The following is a 25,649-nucleotide window of genomic DNA, read 5'->3' as shown; positions in this document are numbered from 1 at the left end:
CAGACACACCAGGCTTGTGAGAATATATGGATCGTCTTACCGTGTGGCGCTTTGACTGCGATTAAACAGACCAGTGAGAACATCCCAATAAGCACTTTGATATTAACAAACTTACGCATTTAAACCTCGTTGCTTTATATAATATATAAATATTTTATACAACATTAAAGCCAAGTCATCGGTACTCGTTATAGCCTAAGTTCGCTATCATTAAATTCAATTTTCTGAATATTTAACAGCTTATCTGTACCATTACGCCCATCAACCTTATCCTGTAGCAAGAAGCCCTCACCATCAACACCAACGATAAACTCAGACTGTAAACCGTTTACTTTATATATATTTACTCCACCTTTACCATCAATTTGGTTATTGCCTTGGTTTCCCATCAAGAGGTTATTTTGACTGTTGCCTGAAATATTGCTGCTATTTTTTCCAGTTAAACGCACCGACTGTAAATACTGTGATTTTGCCGTATAACTTAATACCGCATTATATTCCATATAAAAAGTGCTACCTCCAGCAAAACTCGCGTCTACATCCATAGTTGTTGGGATATATTCAGGTAAGAATGCTCCAATAATTGCCTGACCATCACTGTCTTGTACTGTTTGCAATGCGCGAGTTGTCGCGGTATAGCCATCCATACCTGCAGAAAGCCCTTGCCACATGCCATAATATGCTTCAACTATCGCGGCAAAATACTCATGAGAAACACTATTACCCGTTTCTGTATCACCTTCAGCACGCCATTCTTCCAGTTGTTCAGCATCAGGGTTCCATACTTTATTGGCAATCGCGACTTCAGCTTGTTCTGCGATCTGTTTTTGTAAAGACTTAACCGTTGGTGCGATACCTTGCGCTTGTGTTAAATGCAATACTTCTTCAAACGTCGCATCACGAGCGTCTGATGGCGCAGCTAGATAACGGCTATCACCCTCTACAAATATTTCGGTTGCATATAAGTCTTGCCCAGACTCAGCCAACTTACTGTTACCTAAACTACCTTCCATTGCTTGCTCTGAAGCCTGCTCATCATTAAAGATAAATAATGATGCGCCTCTATTCGCCATACTATTAGCGACAAGGGTTTTCTTCACTGTTGCAGTATCAGTTAAATAGAATTCCAATGTGCTTCTCGCTTTTACTAACTGCGCTAAAGACACCTTGGATTGAGCAAAAATATTAATCAGCTTACCATTGGGTGCTTTAACCCAAGTATAGCGATCAAACAAATCGGTGGCAGCCTGCCCAAACTCACTCGGAACAGGGAATACTTTAACCAGTTCATTCGCGGTCATTTCACGTGTTTCAACGTCGTACTTAGCGAGTTCAGCATTGCTCATCCAATGGATATCATTGGCGCTTGCCGCATTAAGGGTGTACCAATAAAAATTCGGATCGACACCAATTTTATTATAGTAAGTTAAATAGCGTTGGTGTTCAGGATGGTCGGCAGGTAAATCTTTACCTTCTGTACCACTACCGTCAGCCCAAGAGTGCACGCCAATTCGAGCGGTTGGATCGATCAATCGCTCAACACCTGCAAGGAAAAAATCCGTGCCGCCAGATGCAATCATAGCTTCTGCGGGTAATACTGTTTTTAATTTTTTGCTACGAACTAACAGTGATGCCTTTAAATTTTCGACATCATCTTTTGAGCCTGCTACTTCCAGCATTACAATCGTATCAACTTGCGGGTTGGCTTTTGTCATCTTGTTAAGCTGTGAAACGATATCACTATCAATAACGCCCCTCATATGAGCTTGATTTCCATAGACAGTAAATAGTTGTGTATTACCACCTGTTCCTGTTGATGAACTGCTACTATCAGAACTGTTGCAACCAGTAAGTAGTAACCCTAACAACACTGTGATGCTCGCAAGCCTTTGCATATGAACCTCTTAGAGATGACGAAAAATGACAGCGTCATAATATAAAAAGCGCGATTATGTTTCAGTCTTGAATTTGTCAGTTTTGTCAGCTTTGTCAGCGCTAGGTAGGTGCTAACTCGGCATTTCTATAAACTACTGTGAATTTATCAGTGTTCACCGACGTAATATCTATACAGATTTTATAATTGCGCTAAAATAGGGTGATTATAAAAGTACAAACGACCTTTCTTCAGATTAAGAGTAAACATGCTTTCAGATAAAAGTAAAAAGTCTATTCGTGATGTTTACCAGAACATCCGAGATTCACTACCTGACTTCGCAGTTCGTCGCTCACAAAATATTCTAGTGGCTGAAATGGCAAAGACCCTCGCCGGCAACTTTGATAAAAACCGTCGATTGATTATTGCCGAAGCAGGCACTGGTACAGGTAAATCATTAGCTTATCTGATTGCAGGGATCCCACTGGCAACCGATGCCAAAAAAACGTTAGTCATATCAACTGCGACAATAGCTTTACAAGAACAGTTGTTACATAAAGAGCTACCTTTCTTTCGCCGTCAATCGGGACTGAAATTTGAGTTTGCCTTAGTAAAAGGTCGTCAACGTTATTGCTGTGAACAAAAACTGGCAATGCTTGCTCAAGCAGATGATCAAATAGAACTGCTTGCTGACTTAACGACGATCCCTAAAAAACGTGATTTACAGCTTATCAAGCGCTTGTTTACTGCCTACGCGGCAGGTAAATGGAAAGGTGATATTGATGGCTGGCCAACGCAGATCCCGGATGATATCTGGCAAATGATCGTATCTGATCGCCACAGTTGCAGTAAATCATTTAGTGCTCACCGTAATTGTCCATTCCATAAAGCTCGAGAAGCCTTAGATCAGTGTGACGTACTCATCGTGAATCACGCCTTACTATTGGCTGATTTAGAACTCGGTGGTGGTATTATTTTACCTAAACCAGAAGACTGTTATTACGTTATTGATGAAGCACATCACTTGCCACGTATCACTCGAGACTTTTCATCAGCACATGCCTCAGTACTCGGCGCTAAAGCCTGGTTACAAACCATGGCAGTATCAATGCGTCAACTGACCCAAGCGATTGCATCCAGTGAAATATCTGATCCAGTCACTAAATTGCTCAGTTCAATCAACAGCATCAATAAAGAGCTCACCAAGATCCACAGCTTAATGTCAGCCAATGACATACAGTTTAGTGACGACTCTTGGCGCTTTGCTGATGGGGAACTGCCTGAAGCACTAGCAGATCTAGCCGCTAACATGAATCACGAAACTAAACGTGGAGTTTCGCAAACAGCTAAAATCGTCGATATTCTTGCCGAACAATTAAAACAAGATCAGCTGCCACAAGTTAAAGCAAACAAACTCATTGCCGAAGTGGGTTTCTACTTACAGCGTATCGAAAACCTCCACCAAGTGTGGAACATGCTAATTAAAGAAACCAAAGGCACGCCACTAGCGAAATGGGTTGAGAAAAGCGACAGCCGCCAAGACGACCATATCTTTGCGGCCAGTTTGATCGACGTAGACAGTAAACTCGAACATATGTTGTGGTCACAATGTGGGGCTGCAATTTTAACATCTGCAACATTAACCTCACTCGGTAATTTTAACTATTTCCGTCGCCAAGTGGGATTATTGAATGACGAATCAACGCAGCATCTGCAACTGAGTTCACCTTTTGAATTTGAACAAGCTGAGTTATATATCCCGAACTTAGCCCTAGCACCCAATGAACAAGGTTTCACAGAGTTATTAGGTGAAAAACTGCCTAGTTTATTACCTGACAAAAAAGCATCGTTAGTATTATTTAGCTCATACCGTCAAATGAATCAAGTTGCTGAAATTATCCGTAGTACCACAAAACTTGAACTGTTGGTCCAAAAAGAAACTTCACGGAGCGAGCAATTACAGAAACACGCGGATAACGTCAAAGCGAATAAAACCAGTATTTTATTTGGTACGAGCAGCTTATCTGAGGGTCTTGATTTACCCGGTGATCTACTTACCAATTTAATTATTACCAAGATCCCGTTCTCAGTGCCAACCTCCCCTGTCGAAGAGGCGCAGTCAGAATGGATCACAAAATCCGGTGGTAATCCATTTATGCAAGTATCAGTACCTGAAGCCAGTAAAAAATTGATCCAATCTTGTGGCCGATTGCTGAGAAAAGAAAAAGATTCTGGTAGAATCACACTACTTGATCGTCGAGTTATCAGTAAACGCTATGGACCAGCATTGCTTAATTCGCTCCCCCCTTATAAAAGAAATATAGAATTTTGATGTTAGAGCTTGGTTTAGAACCTTCGGTTTTTATAATTTTATGCAGCGTCGCACTGGTTGCTGGTTTCATTGATGCCATTGCTGGCGGTGGTGGTCTATTAACTGTACCTGCACTACTCAGTGCAGGCCTACCACCGCACCTAGCATTAGGTACCAATAAATTAGCCGCTAGTTTTGGTTCATGTGCAGCGGCGATCACCTTTTATAGGAAACGTCTATTTAATCCCAAATTTTGGTGGCGCTCCTTCCTATTCACCGCTACAGGTGCAATTTGTGGCACCTTAATGGTTAACGTCATTAGCACCGCCTGGTTAGACAAATTATTACCCGTGATCATTATCTTTACCGCTATCTACTCTATTTTTAGTAAAACCCAAGAACACACAGGTGAAACCTTGCCTGATGATAACCCTGAACTGCATAAAAAACAGGGCATGCAAGGTTATATTATTGGTTTCTATGATGGTGTAGCTGGCCCAGGTACGGGCGCATTTTGGACAGTGTCGACGATGGCACTCTACAAGCTGAATATTCTGTTTGCCTCAGGTGTCGCTAAAGCGATGAATTTCACCAGTAACTTTACTTCGTTATTAACCTTTATCTACCTTGGACATATCAATTGGTATCTCGGCTTAAGCATGGGGCTATGTATTATGATTGGTGCTATTGTTGGCGCCCATACCGCAATTCATTTTGGCGCTAAATTCATTCGCCCATTGTTTATTACAGTCGTGATCATTATTGCCTGTAAATTAGCGTACCAAGCATGGCTACAATAAACCGTCAGCAGCAACAGCTAAACCAACTCGCTCAGCGAATTCAACAACTGAGCGTGTTAAGCAAACAGGTAAACTCCAGCCATACCAGCACCATTAGTTACAAGTTACGAGACCGCGCCCTATTCTATCCAGGTTTGTTTATCTCTAAAAATCAAGATATTCATCAATATGTTACTGAATTAGAAAAAAGCATGATCCGCTTACAAGGTTATTTTGATAAACAAGCAACGCAAGGTAATAAACCGAGCATAACGCCAAGCAATTCCTTACCTATAAAAAATGAGTTATCGATAGAAGAAGTACTATTAGAGAAAGTAGCGCATCAATTTAGAGCGATCAACGGCGTATTACAACAATGTCATTTTAGACGTGGTGAAGTTCAAGAACAGCAGAAGAATTATGATGTTATTGCGAAGAAGTTATTGCAGAAATCACATCATTTATATGCCAAATTAGCACAACAAATAGAATATGAACGCCGTTTGCAAGCAATGATAGATCAACAAAGTGATCCGATTCAATTGCAACAAACAATGCAAAGATTACAGCGTTGTCAGACAGCAACAGCCAAAGTACGACAGCAATTACAACGCTATGAACAAAAGAAAGATCTTAGCTAGTTCCGATTTAGCCCTAACGTAAGCGCTAGCAACAAGTCAGTAACTAAGAACCTAACCATTGAACGATAACCGAATAGATTAAGATTCAGCAGGTAACTGAAGAAGGTCCATTACCATTAATTTACGGATAACACTTACATACATCACGTTGATTTTAGCCATTTTAGTAATGTCTGTTAATGAATGACCTTCACGTAATAATTGGATTACTTGGTGCACTTGTTCTTTGTTCATCATAGCCTCTGTATAAAATTGTTAATCAATGAATATGGGCTAATAATATCAGGTTGATTGGGATAAAATATATCGTTACCGATTAAAAATCGGTAGACGTAATATTTCATTAAAATAATGTAATAAAATACTGCAATAGAAATTAAGGATTATTATCATGTCGCTAAAAAACGCGCCAAAACATATACAATTAGCTGTCGATCTTATTCAATTACTAGAAGAAAACCAGATGCAAGCTGATACTGTCGTGAAAGCACTTGCTATCGTACAGCAAGACTTTCAACGTAAGCTTGAAGCTGAAACCACAGATATTACCAGCTAATAAGGCTCATTAATCACCTTGCCTATTGTACTTAGTTACTTAGTTACTTAGTTACTTAGTTACTTAGTTACTTAGTTACTGTGACAGCGTAGCCTCCCGCCAGCAACTCTTCTACAAAGCTCGATGGTTTGCCTTTATTGCACAATAAGTTAACTTGCTGGCGCGCCCGTGTTAAGGCGACATAGAACAAGCGGCGTTCCTCTGCATCAGGGAATCCAGACAGATCAGGTTGTAATATCGCAGCAAACGGGTGACGACGTTTATGGCAAGGGAAACCATGCTCACCAGCCTCCATCGCGAGAACAATCACATGATCAGCCTCTTGGCCTTTCGAGCTATGCACTGTCATGGCTTTGATATCCAATTGCGGGTATTGTAACGATAATGCAGCCAGGGACTTCGCATCAGGTAATTGAAAATTAAAGCGCGCTAGCAATAATACTGATTTTTGTTTGCCTTCGCCTTTCCCCTCACCTTTGTCTTCCACTTTCTTTTTATCTTTCTGTTTGCCTGTCGCTAATTGCGATAATTTCTTTTCTAACAACAGCTCATTTGCTGGTGATGATTTACTTACAGGTTTACTTACAGATGCAGTTACTAACGTATTTACTGGTAATGACGCAGCCTCATAACTCGCTTTCTTCGTACTTTTTTTATTATTGGATTTTTTCTGGTCGTCAGCAAGCTGATAATAACTTATCTGCACACAGGCTTTTTTGGCTTTGCTATGCGTTGTTATCTGTTTATCTAGCTGTTCTTCATTAGCCATCACAAATTTGCTGGCAACCGCGCTGATCTGATCATTGAAACGGAATGTCGTATCCAAGGGTAAGGTACTCGTTATACCAAAGTAATCACTAAAACGTGTAGTCACCGCAATATCGCTGCCAGCGAATTGATAAATAGCCTGCCAATCATCACCAACACAGAATAGCTTACTGTCAGCATCCTGAGCTTGTAGCTGTTTTACCAAACTAGCGCGCGCTTGCGAGATATCTTGAAACTCATCAACGAGGATATGTAACCAAGGCGAGTTAAACTGACCATTGCTGACATAATCGCAGGCTTGGATGATCATCTCATCAAAATCGAGCTCATTACGCTCGTCCAGGTCAGCTTGATAATAGCCAAGTAGTACCTCAACAATCTCATGCGTTAACGCGGCGAAGTCAGTATCGGCTAATTTCTGTAACTTTTGTAAGGTTTGTGATTTATGTTTCGATTTATCTGTAAGGCTATTTTTATACTGCATAGTCAATTCGACGAGTTGACTTAATAGTTTCTTATAACCGCCCTTGCCTGCTAATAATCTTTCTACTTCAGCGTCATGCTTATTCTCAGGCAACTTACCTAGCCAAGCGACATAGGCGTAACAGTACTCACAGAACAACGCTCTAAAGTCTTCATCAGGCGACGTCCGCTCGCATAACAGTTCTGCTATCTTTTGCTTAAAAAATTGTTGCTTGGCATTGTCACTACTGGCAAGTTTACTGACTTTTGGCCTCTCACCATCTACTTGTTTTATGATATCTAACGCTAACGCATGGAAGGTTTTAACCGTGATATTTGCCTGCGGTAAGCGCTCGGTAAGCCTGGATTTCATCTCATGCGCAGCATCTTTTGCAAACGCCAGTACCAATATGCTGTCGGCAGTCGCTTGCTGTGACTCAAGTAAATAAGCGCAACGTCCTAGCATGACACTAGTTTTACCACAGCCTGCACCCGCGAGTACCAAATTGGCATCATTAGCAACAACACAGGCATCTCGTTGCTTTTCAGTCAGTGGGTGGAGTTCGAGGTTATCAAACAAGGTTTTGTGACTTTGTTTATGCTTGTCCATCACCGCTTGGTTATATTTATCCAGATTATCGACCTGACTTTGTTGCCAAAAGCGCAAGTGTGTTAAAGGACTTTTCAGTGTTGTGGGTATCTTATTCATACTCGGTAACATTTCAAACCAATCCGCCCAAGGCGATAAGAGTGATTTTAACCTTAACCATTTTGAATGAGGAATATAACCTTGCTCGATTATCTGAGTAAGCTGCTGATAAAGCGCTAATATTTTAGCTTCATTGCCCATTAATGCATGGAAATATAAGTCATCAATAAGGCTTTTCACGTCAGCTTTAGTCACGCCATTTAACCGTACCCGCTGGTCTTCCCAATTGAGTATGATGGTATCAAAGAAGGACCCACGGTAGTGCTTCAACTTAGGTTCAAAGCTTGCCCAAGGGTAATGGTAGGTTTGTTGTCGCTTAGTGGTAAAAACAGCCCCTTCAGGACGAAATGATAAGGTGCGGCAATTGGCACCAAATAACTGAGCAACATTAGAAAAAGAATAGTCAGGCAATGCAGATAAACTCAAGAATAAACAGTAGGGAAAACATATCACAAACACAGCGATTAATTAATACGTGCCACTCATTTTATCGCATATTAACCTATCGCTAGTCCACTTTAGCCCTTTCTTCAACTGCAAGTCTGTCTGACAATATTTTAGCCAATGCGACTGTCATCGACAGCAATATATACAAAGGCCAAGTAAAACCTTGCGTTAAAAACGTGCCAGCGATACAAAAAGCAATTAGCCCAGCAAAAATACCATCGTTACAAGTCACAATTGTATTTCGCTCATTAATCGGTAACACCCGGCTATCCACTTCAGTACGCCACAAGCGTTTAAACGTCATCGTAATAAGGGCAATAAGCAGTCCTAATCCGACGAAGCCGGTTTCCGCTAATACCTGAAACCAGGTACTGTGTACTGCATGATTTTTACCATCCCAATGCGGGCTAAATAAATAATAATTGAGATAGAAATTATTGATACCAACCCCTGTAAAAGGATTTTCAACCGCCATCCCCCACGCGGCAATCCACGCATAGATACGCCCCATCGCGGACTCGTCAACGCCCTCTTCTGCAGCACCGCCAGACGAACGGTCAGATACCCCCGCCATCACTAATAGAATAGGCAGTAACATAGCACCACCAGCCACTATATAGAGCTTATTTTTAATGCGCTTAAATGCAAAATACCCCGTCACAGCCATGATCCCCATGAGTCCGCCACGACTTTGCGTAGCAATGATGGCCCAAAACAAAATAACATACGCTAAAGCTAAAAGTACTCGGTGAAATTTACCAATTTTAGGCTGCAGTAAATTGGATAAGGTAAACGACATGGGAAACATCAATACGAGCGATAAGTCATTCGGATCGCCAATTAACGAGCCTATATCTCGAGAAATCGTTACCCGCGTCCCCTCAACAAGGCCAATACCTTGTAACTTGTTACTAATTGCTTTTAAGCCGACGAGTACGCCAGCGACAACATATAAATAAGTGGCAATACGAAAGTGATGAATACTGCGTACCAGCCAACAGATCGCGATTGTCATCACCCACACTTTACTTAACACGCCTGTGAACGTGCTAAGCGCAGCACCGCGATTATAAGCAAACATGATCCCAAACGCCGCCCAGCCTAAAAATAAGCAAACTAATGTCAGCTCAGTCGTCCAATATATTTTAATATTATTACTTAAGAATATATGCCAGCCAAGCACGAAAAAAGACGCTAACGAAAATGCTAAAGGAATATGTAAAGGGATCAGTACTGGGAAGGCTTCGTGAATACGAAAGTAGGAAAAAATAATAAAAGTAATGACCACATAAAATGGGATCCTTAACAATGCAATCAACATCAGCGGCGTCGCAACGAATACCACTGGCACCAACCACATTTTAGTTTTATACCACAATAGACCAGCCACAAAGGTTAGTATAAAACTTAACAGTATTTGCACTCGCGGATTAAGCGTATTCATATTTATCATTAAACATCCCTGCTTATTGACCTAATTCTGATGCAGCATTAATAAGTAAAGCAGGGATATAGAGAAATGAGGTTAACATAGCATAAAATAATAAGGTCACGCTCTGATCTGCACTTCAACTTTTATCGCCTAATATTAAATATACTACCGTTCACTTGATTATATTCGATGTCAAAATATTGTTAATTACAACCAGGTAGAGATTAACTATAACCAGTAATCACCGGTGAATTCAGTCAACACATAACTTCACAATCATGACTAAATTAAAGGATGGATATCAAATGTTGCCATTTCTAAATAGGGAGTTGAAAACCATTTTAAAAGATACAGAGTTTTTATATTGGTGGAATCCAGGTAATAAATTTAGAGTAATTCAGAGGGCGTTTAACGTAGGTGATATTTTATCCGCATATATAGTTTGGAATGTGATGCGTGAAAAAAATGAAACAATTAAAATCGATAAAAAACTACTTGCGATAGGGTCTATTATGGATCATGCAAGTGACGGTGACGTCATTTGGGGCTCTGGTTATAATTCAAATAGACAAGATATGCACTATAACTTTACTCAGTTAGATGTCAGGGCAGTGAGAGGTCCTTTAACAAAAACGTTTTTAGAAAATAGAGGCATCTATGTTCCTGAGGTATTCGGAGACCCTGGTCTATTATCGTCTAAATATTTTGCGTCATCGGAAATCAAAGATATTGAGTATCTTATGATACCCCATTACAATGAAGATAAACATAAATTCAAAGCTGAATTCATTTTAGAAACAAAAGGTTCTGTCCCTAAGTTTATGTCTCAAATAGTAAGAGCAAAAAAAGTAATCTCTAGTTCACTGCATGGTATTATCATCGCAGAGTCATTCGGTATTCCAGCTGTTTTATTAAAAGATAATAATGGCGAAGGGATTGAGAAATATGATGATTATTATCAGGGTTCTGGGAGAAGTAATTTCCCCGTTTGTACTTCATTGAACGAGGCGCTATCTGTTACACCAAATGCTTTGCCTGATGTGCATAAAATTCAACAACGATTACTTAATTCCTTTCCTACTTCTTAGCTTTATGTTCATATTTGATTTGATAGAGGTCCATCGACGACAGACTTCTATCAAATCAAGTTAACTAGCCAGTCTAGCTTAACGGACTACAGGCTAATTGAGCTACTTACTCTCAATCGCCAGTGGTATTTCATCTAACATCATAGTGCCTTTAGTCACACCATCTGCTAGTTTTAAATATTCACGCGTAAAAATGGGTCTGAATTTCTCCGCATCCATCGCCATGTAACGATTTAATTGACGATACAGCGTATAAACAAAGTTATCACCAGTCTCGGCTCGTTCAGCTGGAGTCTTACGTTTAAATTTAAATAAACGCTCATAGGCTTTATCATGATCGGAGTGACCCATCAACACAATAGACTCACGCATAATCATATCCGCAACAACAGGTAAACTTGGCGGGAAATCATAAGGTAAGCCATTACTGCGGCGCAAGGTTGGGATCTGTTCTGCGACCTTAATAATAGCTTCAGGTGCATACTTGGTAAATGTCAGTTTCCAGATATTAAATTGTGCCGAATCATAATCATAATTAAATGACGGAAAGCTACTTGCTAGCATGGTGTACATAGTTGCAATTGCTTCTGTTTGTGGCTGAGTTAAATTAATTGTTTGTTCCATACACTCTATATCCAAGTTTAATGTTTTAATCATCGTCGCTATCAGAGAAGCCCGGATCAATAAATTGTGGCGGTAATGTTTTCAATGGTGTCTGCGTATTCGAGTGATCACGAACCATCGGATTCACAAAACCACCATTTTGCTCTGTCATACCAACCGTTAACTTACTAATGCCCATATCTGCCAAAGCTTTATTCAAGTTACTGTCTTTACGACTCGCTTTCGATACATCTTGTTTACCATTAAGTGCTAACGATATCAAACTGTGTACGCTGGTATCATCTTTGAATAACAAACCAAAAGCAAAGTGTACAGATTGATAATAAGGGTCGACTTGTGATCCATCAATGGCTAATTTGAGATCGATTTCGGTGAATACTTGCAAGCGCAGTATCAAGCGGTCACGTTGCTCTGCTGTCATGCGTAAATTAACCCCAACAGCACTTTGTGTACGTTCAACCCAATAATTAAAGATACGCAGCGCTGGCGAGTCAGCCTGGCTCACTTCCATACTATCAGCTAAACTAACCAAGCTTTCGATATTGCCCGAATTAGTAAAGATATCATTAAAATTACGACCTTTATTCACCAAGTCTCGGCGATGGTCAACACCATCAACTGCACGTTTCAGCTCTGCAATCGAATGTAGCATTAACAGGCTATGCAGTTTCTCGAAATGGGCTTGTTTTGGAGCAATATATTGTGACAGCTGTAAACGTTTCGAGCTAAACCAATAATCATAGACTTGCTTAATATCCGCCATTTTTTGCGGATCTTGTCTAATTTGTTGGTAGTTCGGCATAAACCCACTTTGGTTTTGAATATGACGTACACCTTGACGGCTTATCGTTGGTTGGAAAGGCTGACGCGCTTCAGAATGAGGGTTATTAACCGATTGAATACTCGCTGGCGCATTGACCCTGTTCACCGCAGATACATCTTTAATATGCTGTAATTCAGTCGCATCAAGCTCATACCAATCAAAAGCTGGGTTACGGCTGTTTAGCTGAATACATAACACTTTAATGTGTTCGATAGTAAACCCTTGGCGCATAAACTCATCGCAGCGCACACGGAATTTACTGTTATTAAAGTTTAGTCTTTTTTGTGAATACTCAGCAACTAATTCAAATACTTGTTGGAAATATTGCAGGCCAGGATCGGCCGCCTCAACAGGCGCTGGAACTTGTTCTTTAAAGTCTTCATACATAATTGCACTGTTGATGTACAAGCCACTGTCATCTTGCTGAAGATAGTTTTTATTAATCAGTTCAGTAATGCTATGCTGTTTATCTGATTGCAGCGAAAAACGCGAAAAATCCGCAATGCGATCTTTATTCTTTTTGCATAACATCCATACTAATAAGCGAAATGCAGCATCAGAAAGTGATGATGATTGCGCGATATGATCGGGCACGATAAAGTATGTGCTCTCCATTTTTCTATTCATAACTGTTTAACACCACAATGCCATATTTAATTACAACTGAGCAATACGCTAACCTAAAGTCTACCATAGAAGACTTACTTGCACCTTTTGATTCCTTTGCTTTTTCAGACTTTGTTACTGTGAACCCGGTTGCGGCACTAACAGTAAAAAAAGCAGACCAACTTGTGACTGCTCAAGGTTATGAAATTACATTAGATCTTTTGGAACAAAGCGACGAGCGATACATTATCGAAGCGTATTATGATATCACTGATAACAAAAATATCTATGCAATAAATGAATACGCACAGCCAATCAATCTATTAAAAAACCCTAGTTTCACGCGTACTTGCAGTATCTGTCATACCACCACAAACCGTAGCCAAGGACTGATATTTAGTCACTCACAACAAGGTGATTTTTGTGCCCATCTCGGTTGCGTGAAAAAGCGCCTGCCAGAGCTCATGCCATTTGCCAGTTACTTGCAAAAGCTACCGGCATTAGTTGCACAGCTTGAACAGTTACAAAACAGTGTATTTAATCAAACCTATGCATCGGGTGCGCCGCTACGCCTTTACTTAGCCATTGTCGAAGATGAAATTAGCCAACATGGTTTTATCAGTAAACAGGATGCGATTCAGTTCCATCATGATTTTAAACATGCCACTTACAGTAAAGCCGCGCAGCGCTATCAAACATCAGCCTACCCTAAAGACCTGAGTTTTGAATTTGTTGAAAAAGCCATTTTGTATACTAAACAAATGAGATCAACCAGCTTAAACGACAAATTAAAACAGCTCTGTAATCAAAGTGTATTAGCTGAAAATGAATTGGCAACAGCCACCTTAATAATCTCTAATTACATCGTCAACAACCAGGGTTTGTTAAGCCACCAATCGCCACTCGCGACGGACAAAAAGCTCGCTCTGCATAACGATGGCAGCGATATTAGTGAGACATTACGATTAAAAGGGAAACTCGGTGATTATGTACGCTGTCGCATTACCATTAATAGCTGTAAATACCAAGTTATCAACAAGCGTTACGATATCCGTGGCAAAGATGATACCGGCCGTGTGGTGCAATTTAATCACGGTCAAGCTATTACTGAGAAATCATACATTTATGTCAGTGGTTTTATTTCTAAGTTTTATCAAAATCAATATGGTTATACAATATCAGTACTAAAAGGCGTTAAACCGCTGAATGGTAAATAACCATCTTCATCACCAGATAAATACCCGTGATGCACTTGCTACTTGAATCGAATGACGACTCACCACGCGTAATTTAAAGCAAGTGAGCTATTTTATAGATCTACCTCTCACTTATCTGTTTTGTATCACCAAAGCCTCTCCAATTACCAATTTATAGCTAGGTTTGTTTATACCCAATACAAATTGGGGATATGGAACTTACTCAAGCGGGAGGCTATGGCAATGAAAATCAACATGCCAATTACAGATACGGAACAATTTATGAAAGAGGGAGATATCCTTGTCTCCAAGACCGATCTAAAAGGGTCTATCACCTTCGTAAATAGGGCATTTATTGAAATTAGTGGCTTTACTGAGGCTGAATTATTACGTAAAAGTCATAGTATAGTTAGACATCCAGATATGCCACCAGCCGCTTTTAAAGACTTATGGGAAACAATCCAACAAGGTAAACCTTGGACTGGTATCATTAAAAACAGGGTTAAAAATGGCGATTTTTACTGGGTCGTTGCAAACGTCATCCCAATTAAAAAAAATGGCCAAGTTATCGAATTTATGTCGGTAAGAACAAAGCCGACTCAACAAGAAGTGAAAGATGCTGAACTCACCTATCAGGCAATGAACAGCGATAACGTCCCGCGTAGAAATCCACTTGTCACGCTCAAGACATTACTAGTGAATACAGGGTTGAAAGCCAAACTCACCATATTAACGACTTTCATTGCCCTTATCTTCGTGGCTGGAGCGCTTGTTCAATATAATAACGTACACAAAATTGATACAGCTTGGGATAGCTATCAAGCTAATATTTCTGCACGCGGCACTGTCATCAATGAAATTACCGCATCATTAGGCTATGGCGGTATTGTCCATCAATTCAAAAATTATATTCTGCGTCAAGATGAGGCTTACAGACAAACATTTATTCAACGCTATACCAGCCTACTAAACCAGGTCAATCATTACCAAGCTTTATCAGGCATTAGTGCAAAAGAACAAAATGCACTAAAAGACATCGTTAATGTTGCAAAACAATACCGTCAGAATCTCGATAGCGTCCAATCTCTCATTACCAGCGGTGCAGGAATTAAGGCAATTGATAGCAGTGTGAAAGTGGATAGCAAACCTGCGCTTAATGCGCTTCTACTATTACAACAAAATTACGCCTCCCTCACACAGCAGACCACGAATACCCTGCATACCCAAATCAATGATTCCTTTATCAGTTTAGGAGCAGAAAGACTCGTCACGTTCCTCATTTTAGCCTTGCTTTTAATGATTGTACTAAACCGCACAATCATGAAACCAATCAAGCAGCTAATTGGTATTTTCAATCATATTAACGAAGGTAAATACGAGAATAAATTTGAAATTCGCCATAACAGTGAATTTGGCCAACTGTTCCAAGCTATTTACATTACTCAAACCAAGCTTAACTTTGATATTCAAGAGTCACGCTTAACTGCGGAAGAAGCCCTACGTATCAAGAATGCCCTAGACAATGTCACCGCCAATGTCATGGTGGCAGATGGCCAACGTAATATTATCTACATGAATGATTCCGTAAGTAAATTGCTTACTAACGCAGAGAAAGACATCAAAAAAGACTTACCTGATTTTAATGTTGAAAAGTTACTCGGTGCGAATATTGATATTTTCCATAAACGTCCACAACATCAACAGCAAATGCTGCAAGGATTATCATCAACCCATCAAGCAAATATCAAAATTGGTGGCAGAACAATGCAGCTCACCCTAAACCCTGTTACCAACGCAGCCAATGAACGTCTCGGTACCGTGGTGGAATGGAATGATAAAACCGCTGAACTGGCCATTGAACAGGAAATTGACGAAATTGTAGCTGCCGCGGCAAACGGAGATTTATCCAAACGCATTAACCTTGAAGGTAAGAATGAATTCTTTACCAAGTTAAGCAGTGGTTTAAATGAATTACTAGAAAGCTCATCTTTGTTTGTCAGTGATATCGGCGGCTTGTTCTCACGCATGTCTGAAGGTGACCTAACGCAATCAATTGAACAAGAATACAATGGTGAATTTCAACAAATCAAAAATGATGCAAACAACACTATCGATAAGTTAACCACCATTATCAGTCAGATCCGCGAATCAGCTGATACCGTAAGCACCGCATCACACGAAATAGCGCTGGGTAATACAGATCTAAGTCAACGTACGGAAGAGCAGGCTTGCTCATTAGAAGAAACAGCCTCGAGCATGGAAGAGATCACCGCGACCGTGAAGCAAAGTGCAGCGAATACAGATGAAGCGAATAAACTCGCGACCGAAGCCAAAAATAAAGCCCAAAATGGCGGTAAAACCGTACAAGAAGCGGTTTCCGCAATGAAAGAGATTTTGACTGCGAGTAACCGCATCAATGACATTATTGGTGTCATTGATGAGATCGCCTTCCAAACCAATCTACTGGCACTAAATGCAGCCGTAGAGGCAGCCCGAGCAGGTGAGCAAGGTCGTGGTTTTGCGGTTGTTGCAGGTGAAGTTCGCAATTTATCACAACGCTCCGCCGATGCCGCGAAAGAAATTAAAGACCTGATCCGCGACAGCGTTGAAAAAGTAAAAGTAGGTTCTTCATTAGTCAATGAATCGGGAGATACATTACAAGAGATAGTACATTCAGTTGAACACGTGGCCAATATGATTGCTGAAGTCAGTAATGCGGCAACAGAGCAATCTAGCGGTATTGAACAAGTTAACCAAGCCGTGAATCAAATGGATGAAGTGACGCAACAAAATGCATCACTTGTCGAGCAAGCATCAGTAGCAAGTTCTGCGATGTCTGAACAGGTCAATCACATGACCCAGTTAATCCAGTTCTTTAAACTAATACAAGCAGAGCAAGAAGAACGACAAATGCAAAATGTACCGCAGCATCAAGGTACACAACGTCAGCAAGGTACCCGGAATGCGAACCGCCACCAGCGCAGTGGACAGCAACCAACCGCTCTGCCAGTGACGGCGCAGAAAAAGCAATCCAATGACAAGGCAATCGCCGCATTATCCAATAACGACAATTGGGATGAGTTTTAACTCATCATTAAACGCCACCAGATCCCAGGTAAACTGGTAAATCCGGTAGTTAGCCATTTAACCTCACCATCTTTGACAATTAAGATGGTCGGGGTTACTTTCACTTTCCAGTCATTACCCAAATCATAGTTTTTATCGTTGATCACATCAAAGTCATACTCATGATGCTGTATGTATTTTGTCACCCGCAGATCTTCACCAGAACTTAATGCCACCGTCACTACCGGATAGTATTCCGACAAAGTATCAACAGCAGGGCTAACAAAACTACATACAGGGCACCAGGTCGCCCAAAAATAAACAATCACGGCTTGATCTTTACTTAACTCAGCAAGATCGACCGCTTCACCTTTCAATGTCGTGCTAACTAATGCGGGAGGGTTATCTTTTGCTAGATCTTTACCACGCCATACATCGACAGCAGTGGTAATAACCAGCGCTAACAACAAAAATATAACTAATTGCTTGGTCCAACCAAGTAGTCGTTGCTTCATTTAATCACTTCCTTTGACAATATCAATATCGATAGTAATACCGCTATTGATAGCGATACCAATTACACCCAATATCGAATGACTCATTAAATGTAATTGGTAAAAAACGCTTATTATTTGTTACGTTTCGCCGCTAATGCCGCCTTAACTTGTTTCTCTAGTTGCTCATAAGGCACTAGACCACCCACAATTTGGTCAGCAAAAACAAGTGCAGGAGTGCCACTCAGACCAAATTCACGCATCAAGCCCATACTTGTATTAATTGTCGTTTCAACACTTTTACCAGTATCGTCCAACCACTCTTCTGTATCCGTGAGCTTACCGACTTTAGCAATCGCCTCACTATCTAAACGACTTGGACGCGACATCAATTTCTTATGCAGTTCTGCAAATTTTTCAGGTTCATTCTGCCATACTGTCAGCGCTAAATCCGTCGCCTCTTTCGAGCTTGGGCCTAAGATAGGTACTAATTTATACACCACGCGTATTTCAGGATTCTCTTCTACAAGTCTATCAAGTAGCGGTTCAATTTTCTTACAGTAAGGGCAATTGAAATCGGTAAAGTAAGCAATCGTTAGCTCTGGATTTTCAGCACCCATCCACGGGTCCATTTTGTTGTTAAACAACGCTGCGTAATTGTCGTTTAAGCTTTTTCCTTGCTGCTCTTTCACTTTATTTTGTTCATTTTCTTGCAGCGCAATAATAGCGGCTTTTAAGATCTCAGGATTATTAACCAAAGCTTCTTTTACCATTTGATTAAACTCTGCTTGTGGCATTGCAGTTGCTTCAGTTGTAGCCGGAGCTGCCCACGCCATTTGTGTTGCTAGAATACCGATTGAAAGAGCACCAGTGATAGACTTTGATAGTGTTAATAATTTCGTTTTCATGATTATTCCTATTATAAAATTTGTTTAACCCATTAAGATGGGATTAGCTGTAATGATTATTCACCACTCGCGCGTTTAATCGCATTCATCACCGCATCGTCAGTTAAAATAACCGGTAGTGGAATACCGTTTGGCGCTTTCGGGCCGTAAACGATATTAAATGGCACCCCAAAGCGGCCATTGTTTTGTAAATAATTAGTAACTTTTTCAGAACGAACAGTCCAATCGCCTTCCATCGGCACTATATTTTCGCTTTGCAATTTACTGTATACAGGATCTTGTAAAATCACGCCGATCTTATTAGCTTTACAGGTAATACACCAATCAGCTGTGATATTTACAAATACCGTTTTGCCTGCTTGAACTTCCTGTTCGATACGTACCGTATCAAGTTCTTGCCATGCTAAATCTTCAGGTAAACCGTTTGACCATTTACTCGTGGTTAACGACGCTGCTAGCGCGACAGCACTACCAATCAATAAACCAACACTAACGCTAATAAGCACCGCGCGCTTACCTTTCAGTTTGATCATAAAGCCAATAAAGATAAGACTCACAACACTGAATACACCGTAAATAACTAACGTCGGCAAGAAGCTTGAAAGCAAGGTTACTAACCATAAACAGGTCAGCATTAACAATCCTGAAAACACAGTTTTAACCGACCCCATCCAACGACCAGGTTTAGGTAATAGACTGACAAGACTCGGAAAAGTTGCAACTAACAACCACGGCAATGCCATACCGATAGCTAGCGCTGTAAAGATAACAAATAAACTCAGCGTATCAGCACCAAACGCATAAGCAACTGCCGTACCCAAGAATGGCGCACTACATGGCGTAGCTAATAAGGTCGCAAACATACCTTGTAAAAAGTGGCCACGATTACTGTCATCACCAGCAGTAGCCAGTTTCGTTTGTACATTTGACGATAAGCTAAATTCAAATGCGCCAAGCATATTTAATGAGAACACAGCCGTGATCACCACCATGACGGCAATAAACCAAGGGCTTTGGAATTGAATACCCCACCCTATCGCTTGACCTGACACTTTAAGCACGAAAATAAAGCTAGCAAGTAACCAGAACGACACGATAATACCGGCTGCAGATGCAAAGAACTGCTGTCTAATTTTACCTTTTTCAACACGGGGTGCATCGATAATAGTGCTTAATTTCATACCTAGTACAGGTAAAACACAAGGCATAATATTAAGTATCAGACCACCTAATAACGCAAAAAGTACAATGCCAATTAAAGATTCGCCTGTAACGGTAACGAACCCAGCAATAACAGGCGTCGAAAATTCTAATGCTTGCTCAGAGTCGATGACCGTTAAGTTTAATGGCTTATCAATTAATTCCACCTTACCTAACCAACTGCTTGCATCAAACACAGCCGTTATAGTGTCCGCAACTTGATCAACAGCCACCAGCTTAAAGCTAGTATCAAGATCACCATCAATTAATAATGTCGGTGTTCCAGTCCAGTCATAACCTGATACTTTTGCTTGTAACTGGCTTTTTTGTTGATCCCATAGCAACTCAATCGCATTATTATCATCTACTTTTTTCGGTACTTCGACGATACTTTTGTTATACAAAAACATCGCTTCAGCATCAGCTTGCAGATTGTTAATATCAACCGACATATTGATATCATAGTCTGTTAACACACAAATCGTTGTGCATGAAGATAAGGTTAATGTACCGGCTAACTCCAACGGCTTATGAATGTCTTCGAAACGCAGTTGCATTGGGAAGCTAACGGTATCGGTATAACCATAAGTCTCCAATCCAAGCAATGAGAAATGTTTCGGCACTGGCCATTGCCAATCACTATTAACCAGATTGCTTGAATTTTTCCAATCAATACTTGGTGCTATACCACCTTCACCAGGTGAACGCCAATAGGTTTTCCAATCACCTGAAAGTTTTACTTCAAGTACTGCAGGAACAGTATTATTGGTTTTATCCACTTGCCCTGTCAGCATAAAGCGTAACTGGATAGGTGGATGTGACGGGTCTTGCAACCAGCCTGTTGTCTGCGCCGAAATACTCGTCGAGATAAACAGTAAACAAGTTACAAATAAGGCTTTTATTATCTTCAAATCATGTCTCCAAAAAGTACGTAAAGCTATCGTAACGATACTTCAATACCAATTGTATTAAGTCGGTTGCGAATCAGCAGACAGTGTCTACAGATCAGCATAATAGTTCGTTAATATACCTGAGTTACAGAAAAGACTTAAACACTTAATATCAAACAGTTAATATAAATAGATATGTTTAGTCGTGCATTTTCTATAGCGAAGGTAGGACAGAGTATTACTCGTCGAATTTACACAAAATAAGATGACGGCGTTGTGAAGGAACCAGCCGAGTGGTGAGGGACACAGTATTCGGTGTTTGGCGCATGAAGTAATGGTTAAACATAATGATCATCAATATGACCATTACCAGTTCATCCATGTGGGTACTGGCTTTCTGCAATAGCTTTTCGGTCAACTTACACACGCCATCACTGTTATCTAGGTAACTAGCATCGTAAAGTTCAGCATTAACAACCGTACTGACTGTCGAGTTCTCTTGTGAAATACCTTGTGAATTATGTTGTAAATTATCCTGAGAATTTAGCGGATCATTACGAAACTGTTCAGCATTAACAACCGGCTTATTAAACGTATAAGCATTGTTAACCATACAAGCAACCAAAAACGTTACTATTAATAGCAAGCTAATATTGGCATTGTTTGTAGGTTTAGTAATACGCATATATGTTTGTAATTAAGCTTATGGTTAGATTATTCATAGTGCATCTTTTTACCGATAATAGTGAAATATCACAAGTCTGGCTCATTAAAATTACCCTTCTTTACGAAAAATGATTAAAAATGGTCGATATATACTAAAATCTAGTGATGAATTTAATTAACTGCTGGTGTTTTTGTGATTTTAGCCTAGAATCCCGCCTCTAGTTCATTTCTCTTTATCCAGTGTTGATAACAAAACGTATCGCGATGATTAAGTAGAATGAAAAAACACCATTTATAAAAAAACATCACACTTAATAATCGCTAGGAAATAGACTCATGGCTAAAGGCAAAAAGTACGATTTTAATTTGGTATTAGTAGACGGTTCTTGGACTGCTGAAATAGTTAGAAAAATCACATCTAAAAAAACAGTTGTATCAAAAAGCCAAGCTGGTTTTGCTTCAGAATCAGAAGCACAAATTTGGGCTGAGACTGAATTAAAAGGTTTCTTACAAAACCAAATAGACCGTAACGCACGTCGTATCCGCTTAGTTTCAGAAAGCGTTGAAGATAATGTTGAAGAACGCGCTGAAGAATCAGAAGACAACGCTTAATATCCTATTGATATAAGTAAGGTCTGTACCATCGCTAATTATCCTATATTAGCGATGGACTATTTGCATGAACAATAGAGATAAAGACAGTAGTATTAAGCCTTTACATTAAATCCTCTATCGCCTGCAACACACCACCGACTTCGAATGCCTCAATCCTTCTTGTCCCTACATACAATAACGCATCACTTGAGCCGCCGTATGCTTTTGCTAGGATACTATGACGGGTTTTCGCTTCACTGTTGTTATGAATATTCCATTCAATATATTCGATACCATATGAATCAAAACTATCACGCAGGTCACTACAACGACTACAACCTCGACGACTGTAAATAACGACTTTAGGTTGATTAAACTCATCGAAGTGTTGCTTGTAAACACGTTTATCTCGCCAACTAAAAACACTGTCGCCTTTTATTTCGTATAGATACTCATTATAGCTACGTGCATTAAAACCGCTGTAGATGTTATTACCCACGACCAATACCGGTAGCATCGTACTGTCAACGAACTGCTGTAACTGCTTTCTACCTTCAGGATTATCTTTTAGATCTATGATTTCAGGCTTTATTGACTTACTTTTAAGGTGTTCTAACGCTGCACTGCACGGCGCGCCACATTCGTCATGCACAAACAATAATGCTCTTGCGGTGCCACTGGGGTTAAATGCCCCATCTTTTTGCCAAATAAAATTAAATAGGCTTGGGTTATAGTGGTTCATAAACGCGGCCACGACTATCAGCACAATCAATTTATTCATATCCATTCATCCTTTCTACATTCCTAGCATCCATGATCCACACTTACGACTTTAACCATTTAGAAGGTGAAATAACACGCGTGAAACAGGTCAATATCTTACAAATTGTTAATGGGCAGCAGTGTATCGAATTGTGAGTAGGCCAAGCAATAAGGGGATAGTATGAGATGAGTATTAACTTTAAGGTTTAATGCAGAAATAGAAATTCCGAAGTGGAAATGTAACTCTGATAATAGTAGCAATAAAGAGACTGTTAACAGCCCCCTTATTTACGCTAAGTAATGTTACTTATCAGCATGAGTCAACACTAAATTGCTGCCGTCAATTCGAACGTCTTTGTAACCCTTCAAATTTTCAGAAAGTACATCAAGTACTTCTTCAGTAAAGGCTTCATCTGATAGTGCATAAGTTGTTATATTGTTTCCAGAAACAGCATCATTATTTACTGCCGATTGGATGTTATTTAACAGCGCTTTAAGGTCATCATTTTGCATGTGTATACTCTCTATAAATGTACATTGTTTAAGTTTGCTTCACATTTTGTGATGGTAGGCTGTTTGCTGTTTGGTTTCAATATATTGTTTGAAATATCAATGCTAAGTAGAGCAAGTAATAAGCGTAAATGAGCCTTCACTTTCAACGGCTAATGCAAGATCAGAAATAACATGTGGATATGTTCACCCGCAAGGATTTAATAGTGTTAAGCATGGTTTTAATATAACATTCCGCTATATTTTATATGGACAATAAATAGTAGGAAGTTGTAGTAGTATGTCGGACAAAATTGCAATACAGAATAAACCCGCATTAATCTCTTTTATCGTAATGATGGCTGCGGTGTATTTTTTCATTTTTAGTGGTACAGATGATTGGACACCATCAAATGCGATTGTGATCAGCCAAGAATATGATGATTATAATGATGTACTCATTGATATTGCCTATTCATATGATCATAAGCTTTACAATGGCACCCTAGATCAAGATGATATTTATCCTAGTGCAGGACTAGAACCAAGACTTGCACCAAAAAAAGCATTTCCAATCAAAATTAATCCCGACGATCCAACCGAGATCTTAGTTGATTTAGAAGGCCCGAAACATATTTCAGGCATCAACTGGTTAGTGCAAAAATAACCTCAGAGTTCACCGATATTAAAAGCCAGACAGATCAAGTTTAATCGGTGAACCTAACCAATGCACATGCTCGGTATGATCAATTAAATCATCGCCTGTCACTGCATGTATCAACACGGTCAGTCCCTGTCTATTTGCTTTAACCCAAGGGACGAAAGTATCAAAATCATCATGACTAAACGTTGCTGCAAAGCTCCATTGTGGATGAGGCCCCACCAACCGTGTATTTAAATTACCTATTTCTAAGCCAAGTTCATCACGAATAGTAGTGCGTAATGCAGTGGCTAATGCCAGCGATGACTCATCAAAATAGAAATGAGCATGATAACTGTCGTGGCTATTACTTAAATCATGGCTTAGGCCATTACTCAGTGCATTCGTTAAGTCGTAGATTCCAGTATGGGTGATAGAGCTCATAAATACCTCATAGAATTAAAGCGTTAAAAACAACGCGGCCAAGATAGCACAGTTATAATGGCCTTAATACATCCTTTACTTTCTTCACATTCCAGTTAACACCACGCCGTTAAAACCAACATAAAACAACACTAAATGACGTTAACTTACAGTGCTTTACATTGGATTTGAATTTACATTCTTTACCTATAATTTACTAGTCATTGGGGTTTGTTTTACTATATGATATAAGAATACGAACAATTATCATTTGGATTTACAGTAATATGAAACTATCAGTTGTAGCTACTTTCTTTGGATTATTATTCTCAGCCAACGCTTTATCAGAAACCATCACAGTTACCCATCAATTAGGTAAAACCACATTGGAGACTAACCCTCAGCGTGTTGTCGTGATAGGTACCGGTACATTAGATGCGTTAGATTATTTTGGTATTAAGCCCGTAGCATTAAGTAAAGCGACAACGATGCCAGATTATTTGTTGAAATATAAAAGCAAAGAATTCGCGTCTTCAGGTAGCTTAAACGAACCTGATTTTGAAACCATTTACATGCAAAAACCAGATGTGATCATCATCGGTTCTCGCGCGGTCGAATCTTATAAAGAACTATCAAAAATAGCCCCTACAGTAATGTTCGCACCAGAATCAGATGGCTATTGGCAAAGTACCCAACAACAATGGCGTATGCTTGGTGACATCTTTGAAATCCAGCCAAAAGTAGAAGCTAAAATCGCCAGTGTTGATGCTAAGATCACTGAAATCGCAGCTTACAATAAAACTAATGACGTTAAAGCATTAACGGTAATGAGCGCTGGCGGCAATATCACTACGTTTGGTGCACTGTCGCGTTTTTCTGCCATTTATCGTGATTTTGGTTTCCAAGAAGCGGTGCCTAATATTAAAGAATCTCGTCATGGCGACCTGATCTCGTATGAATTTATTAGTAACGTTAATCCAGCTAACCTCTTCATCATCGACAAAGACAAATTGATTAATAAAGACAAGAGCCGTACCCGCGAAGAGTTCGCTAATCCATTAGTTAAATCAACCAAAGCGTATAAAGACGATAAGCTAAATTACTTAGACATTAACGCTTGGTATATTGCCCTGTCAGGTGTCACGGCAACCGACCAAATGATTGAAGATATGCAGCAATCACGCGCACTGTAATTGAGGCTT

The 25,649-nt window shown here is 39.9% G+C and carries 23 protein-coding genes; 10 read left to right on the top strand and 13 right to left on the bottom strand.

Features of this window, described 5'->3' with window-relative positions:
- Window positions 1-188: 188 nt before the first annotated feature.
- Window positions 189-1,895: a hypothetical protein gene (locus JFU56_RS10650; RefSeq protein WP_198437265.1), complete on the bottom strand. Its 1,707-nt coding sequence runs from the start codon at window positions 1,893-1,895 to the stop codon at window positions 189-191.
- Window positions 1,896-2,141: 246 nt separating this feature from the next.
- Here JFU56_RS10650 and dinG point away from each other — a divergent pair, with 246 nt between their 5' ends.
- The 3 genes from dinG to priC are packed head-to-tail and all read left to right on the top strand — an operon-like array spanning window position 2,142 to window position 5,604.
- On the top strand, window positions 2,142-4,205 hold the full coding sequence (gene dinG, locus JFU56_RS10645; RefSeq protein ID WP_198437264.1) for an ATP-dependent DNA helicase DinG: 2,064 nt from the start codon (window positions 2,142-2,144) through the stop codon (window positions 4,203-4,205).
- On the top strand, window positions 4,205-4,984 hold the full coding sequence (locus tag JFU56_RS10640) for a TSUP family transporter (protein ID WP_198437263.1): 780 nt from the start codon (window positions 4,205-4,207) through the stop codon (window positions 4,982-4,984). Before dinG ends, JFU56_RS10640 begins: the two co-directional genes overlap by 1 nt.
- A complete protein-coding gene (priC, locus tag JFU56_RS10635; RefSeq protein ID WP_198437262.1) occupies window positions 4,972-5,604 on the top strand; it encodes a primosomal replication protein PriC in 633 nt (210 codons plus the stop codon). Before JFU56_RS10640 ends, priC begins: the two co-directional genes overlap by 13 nt.
- Window positions 5,605-5,682: 78 nt before the next feature.
- Here priC and JFU56_RS10630 read toward each other — a convergent pair whose 3' ends face one another.
- Entirely contained in the window at window positions 5,683-5,841 is a 159-nt protein-coding gene (locus JFU56_RS10630; protein ID WP_198437423.1) for a hypothetical protein, read from the bottom strand.
- A gap of 154 nt (window positions 5,842-5,995) precedes the next feature.
- On the opposite strand from JFU56_RS10630, the gene rsmS reads away from it, so the two are divergent.
- A complete protein-coding gene (gene rsmS / locus JFU56_RS10625; RefSeq protein ID WP_198437261.1) occupies window positions 5,996-6,160 on the top strand; it encodes a pleiotropic regulatory protein RsmS in 165 nt (54 codons plus the stop codon).
- Window positions 6,161-6,227: 67 nt separating this feature from the next.
- Here the strand turns inward: rsmS and JFU56_RS10620 are convergent, their stop codons facing one another.
- On the bottom strand, window positions 6,228-8,525 hold the full coding sequence (locus JFU56_RS10620; RefSeq protein ID WP_242065945.1) for a UvrD-helicase domain-containing protein: 2,298 nt from the start codon (window positions 8,523-8,525) through the stop codon (window positions 6,228-6,230).
- A gap of 82 nt (window positions 8,526-8,607) precedes the next feature.
- Window positions 8,608-9,999, bottom strand: a complete 1,392-nt coding sequence (locus JFU56_RS10615; RefSeq protein WP_198437259.1) for an oligosaccharide repeat unit polymerase — start codon at window positions 9,997-9,999, stop codon at window positions 8,608-8,610.
- Between the two features lie 284 nt (window positions 10,000-10,283).
- On the opposite strand from JFU56_RS10615, the gene JFU56_RS10610 reads away from it, so the two are divergent.
- Entirely contained in the window at window positions 10,284-11,066 is a 783-nt protein-coding gene (locus JFU56_RS10610; RefSeq protein WP_198437258.1) for a polysaccharide pyruvyl transferase family protein, read from the top strand.
- 102 nt (window positions 11,067-11,168) lie between these two features.
- On the opposite strand, the gene JFU56_RS10605 is transcribed toward JFU56_RS10610, so the two are convergent.
- Window positions 11,169-11,690 (bottom strand): hypothetical protein, encoded by a 522-nt coding sequence (locus JFU56_RS10605; RefSeq protein WP_198437257.1) that lies wholly within the window; start codon window positions 11,688-11,690, stop codon window positions 11,169-11,171.
- Window positions 11,691-11,715: 25 nt separating this feature from the next.
- The gene (locus JFU56_RS10600; RefSeq protein WP_242065944.1) at window positions 11,716-13,140 is read right to left on the bottom strand and encodes a hypothetical protein; all 1,425 of its coding nucleotides are present in this window, start codon (window positions 13,138-13,140) and stop codon (window positions 11,716-11,718) included.
- A 17-nt stretch (window positions 13,141-13,157) separates the two neighbouring features.
- Between JFU56_RS10600 and JFU56_RS10595 the strand changes: the two genes are divergently transcribed.
- Together JFU56_RS10595 and JFU56_RS10590 are read left to right on the top strand one after the other, a co-directional pair.
- Window positions 13,158-14,336, top strand: coding sequence for a hypothetical protein (locus JFU56_RS10595; protein ID WP_198437256.1), 1,179 nt, complete (start codon window positions 13,158-13,160; stop codon window positions 14,334-14,336).
- A gap of 222 nt (window positions 14,337-14,558) precedes the next feature.
- Window positions 14,559-17,402, top strand: a complete 2,844-nt coding sequence (locus JFU56_RS10590) for a methyl-accepting chemotaxis protein (RefSeq protein WP_374221042.1) — start codon at window positions 14,559-14,561, stop codon at window positions 17,400-17,402.
- On the opposite strand, the gene JFU56_RS10585 is transcribed toward JFU56_RS10590, so the two are convergent.
- From JFU56_RS10585 to JFU56_RS10570, 4 genes are all read right to left on the bottom strand, one after another.
- Window positions 17,399-17,896, bottom strand: a complete 498-nt coding sequence (locus JFU56_RS10585) for a protein disulfide oxidoreductase (RefSeq protein ID WP_198437254.1) — start codon at window positions 17,894-17,896, stop codon at window positions 17,399-17,401. The genes JFU56_RS10590 and JFU56_RS10585 overlap by 4 nt on opposite strands.
- 113 nt (window positions 17,897-18,009) lie before the next feature.
- On the bottom strand, window positions 18,010-18,783 hold the full coding sequence (locus JFU56_RS10580) for a DsbA family protein (protein ID WP_198437253.1): 774 nt from the start codon (window positions 18,781-18,783) through the stop codon (window positions 18,010-18,012).
- 56 nt (window positions 18,784-18,839) lie between these two features.
- A complete protein-coding gene (locus tag JFU56_RS10575) occupies window positions 18,840-20,894 on the bottom strand; it encodes a protein-disulfide reductase DsbD (RefSeq protein WP_198437252.1) in 2,055 nt (684 codons plus the stop codon).
- A gap of 217 nt (window positions 20,895-21,111) precedes the next feature.
- The gene (locus JFU56_RS10570) at window positions 21,112-21,558 is read right to left on the bottom strand and encodes a hypothetical protein (protein WP_198437251.1); all 447 of its coding nucleotides are present in this window, start codon (window positions 21,556-21,558) and stop codon (window positions 21,112-21,114) included.
- Between the two features lie 317 nt (window positions 21,559-21,875).
- Between JFU56_RS10570 and JFU56_RS10565 the strand changes: the two genes are divergently transcribed.
- The gene (locus tag JFU56_RS10565; RefSeq protein WP_198437250.1) at window positions 21,876-22,151 is read left to right on the top strand and encodes a DUF3622 domain-containing protein; all 276 of its coding nucleotides are present in this window, start codon (window positions 21,876-21,878) and stop codon (window positions 22,149-22,151) included.
- 103 nt (window positions 22,152-22,254) lie between these two features.
- Here the strand turns inward: JFU56_RS10565 and JFU56_RS10560 are convergent, their stop codons facing one another.
- Both JFU56_RS10560 and JFU56_RS10555 read right to left on the bottom strand, forming a co-directional pair.
- Window positions 22,255-22,914, bottom strand: coding sequence for a glutaredoxin domain-containing protein (locus JFU56_RS10560; RefSeq protein ID WP_198437249.1), 660 nt, complete (start codon window positions 22,912-22,914; stop codon window positions 22,255-22,257).
- A gap of 284 nt (window positions 22,915-23,198) precedes the next feature.
- Window positions 23,199-23,408, bottom strand: a complete 210-nt coding sequence (locus JFU56_RS10555) for a hypothetical protein (protein WP_198437248.1) — start codon at window positions 23,406-23,408, stop codon at window positions 23,199-23,201.
- Window positions 23,409-23,685: 277 nt separating this feature from the next.
- Between JFU56_RS10555 and JFU56_RS10550 the strand changes: the two genes are divergently transcribed.
- A complete protein-coding gene (locus JFU56_RS10550) occupies window positions 23,686-24,051 on the top strand; it encodes a hypothetical protein (protein ID WP_198437247.1) in 366 nt (121 codons plus the stop codon).
- A gap of 18 nt (window positions 24,052-24,069) precedes the next feature.
- Here the strand turns inward: JFU56_RS10550 and JFU56_RS10545 are convergent, their stop codons facing one another.
- Entirely contained in the window at window positions 24,070-24,468 is a 399-nt protein-coding gene (locus tag JFU56_RS10545) for a DOPA 4,5-dioxygenase family protein (protein ID WP_198437246.1), read from the bottom strand.
- 266 nt (window positions 24,469-24,734) lie between these two features.
- Here JFU56_RS10545 and JFU56_RS10540 point away from each other — a divergent pair, with 266 nt between their 5' ends.
- The gene (locus tag JFU56_RS10540; RefSeq protein WP_198437245.1) at window positions 24,735-25,640 is read left to right on the top strand and encodes a siderophore ABC transporter substrate-binding protein; all 906 of its coding nucleotides are present in this window, start codon (window positions 24,735-24,737) and stop codon (window positions 25,638-25,640) included.
- Window positions 25,641-25,649 lie beyond the last annotated feature (9 nt).

Source organism: Moritella sp. F3, from assembly GCF_015082335.1.
Lineage (GTDB): Bacteria > Pseudomonadota > Gammaproteobacteria > Enterobacterales > Moritellaceae > Moritella.
Note: the sequence above shows the minus strand (reverse complement) of the source record. Positions and strands in the feature narration are given on the sequence as shown.

What these genes read in the sequence shown, in the direction of transcription:
- JFU56_RS10650 (WP_198437265.1), bottom strand. Translation starts at nt 1,895, where the DNA reads ATGCAAAGGCTTGCGAGCATCACAGTGTTGTTAGGGTTACTACTTACT.
- dinG (WP_198437264.1), top strand. Translation starts at nt 2,142, where the DNA reads ATGCTTTCAGATAAAAGTAAAAAGTCTATTCGTGATGTTTACCAGAAC.
- JFU56_RS10640 (WP_198437263.1), top strand. Translation starts at nt 4,205, where the DNA reads ATGTTAGAGCTTGGTTTAGAACCTTCGGTTTTTATAATTTTATGCAGC.
- priC (WP_198437262.1), top strand. Translation starts at nt 4,972, where the DNA reads ATGGCTACAATAAACCGTCAGCAGCAACAGCTAAACCAACTCGCTCAG.
- JFU56_RS10630 (WP_198437423.1), bottom strand. Translation starts at nt 5,841, where the DNA reads ATGATGAACAAAGAACAAGTGCACCAAGTAATCCAATTATTACGTGAA.
- rsmS (WP_198437261.1), top strand. Translation starts at nt 5,996, where the DNA reads ATGTCGCTAAAAAACGCGCCAAAACATATACAATTAGCTGTCGATCTT.
- JFU56_RS10615 (WP_198437259.1), bottom strand. Translation starts at nt 9,999, where the DNA reads ATGATAAATATGAATACGCTTAATCCGCGAGTGCAAATACTGTTAAGT.
- JFU56_RS10610 (WP_198437258.1), top strand. Translation starts at nt 10,284, where the DNA reads ATGTTGCCATTTCTAAATAGGGAGTTGAAAACCATTTTAAAAGATACA.
- JFU56_RS10605 (WP_198437257.1), bottom strand. Translation starts at nt 11,690, where the DNA reads ATGGAACAAACAATTAATTTAACTCAGCCACAAACAGAAGCAATTGCA.
- JFU56_RS10600 (WP_242065944.1), bottom strand. Translation starts at nt 13,140, where the DNA reads ATGAATAGAAAAATGGAGAGCACATACTTTATCGTGCCCGATCATATC.
- JFU56_RS10595 (WP_198437256.1), top strand. Translation starts at nt 13,158, where the DNA reads ATGCCATATTTAATTACAACTGAGCAATACGCTAACCTAAAGTCTACC.
- JFU56_RS10590 (WP_374221042.1), top strand. Translation starts at nt 14,559, where the DNA reads ATGAAAATCAACATGCCAATTACAGATACGGAACAATTTATGAAAGAG.
- JFU56_RS10585 (WP_198437254.1), bottom strand. Translation starts at nt 17,896, where the DNA reads ATGAAGCAACGACTACTTGGTTGGACCAAGCAATTAGTTATATTTTTG.
- JFU56_RS10580 (WP_198437253.1), bottom strand. Translation starts at nt 18,783, where the DNA reads ATGAAAACGAAATTATTAACACTATCAAAGTCTATCACTGGTGCTCTT.
- JFU56_RS10570 (WP_198437251.1), bottom strand. Translation starts at nt 21,558, where the DNA reads ATGCGTATTACTAAACCTACAAACAATGCCAATATTAGCTTGCTATTA.
- JFU56_RS10565 (WP_198437250.1), top strand. Translation starts at nt 21,876, where the DNA reads ATGGCTAAAGGCAAAAAGTACGATTTTAATTTGGTATTAGTAGACGGT.
- JFU56_RS10560 (WP_198437249.1), bottom strand. Translation starts at nt 22,914, where the DNA reads ATGAATAAATTGATTGTGCTGATAGTCGTGGCCGCGTTTATGAACCAC.
- JFU56_RS10555 (WP_198437248.1), bottom strand. Translation starts at nt 23,408, where the DNA reads ATGCAAAATGATGACCTTAAAGCGCTGTTAAATAACATCCAATCGGCA.
- JFU56_RS10550 (WP_198437247.1), top strand. Translation starts at nt 23,686, where the DNA reads ATGTCGGACAAAATTGCAATACAGAATAAACCCGCATTAATCTCTTTT.
- JFU56_RS10545 (WP_198437246.1), bottom strand. Translation starts at nt 24,468, where the DNA reads ATGAGCTCTATCACCCATACTGGAATCTACGACTTAACGAATGCACTG.
- JFU56_RS10540 (WP_198437245.1), top strand. Translation starts at nt 24,735, where the DNA reads ATGAAACTATCAGTTGTAGCTACTTTCTTTGGATTATTATTCTCAGCC.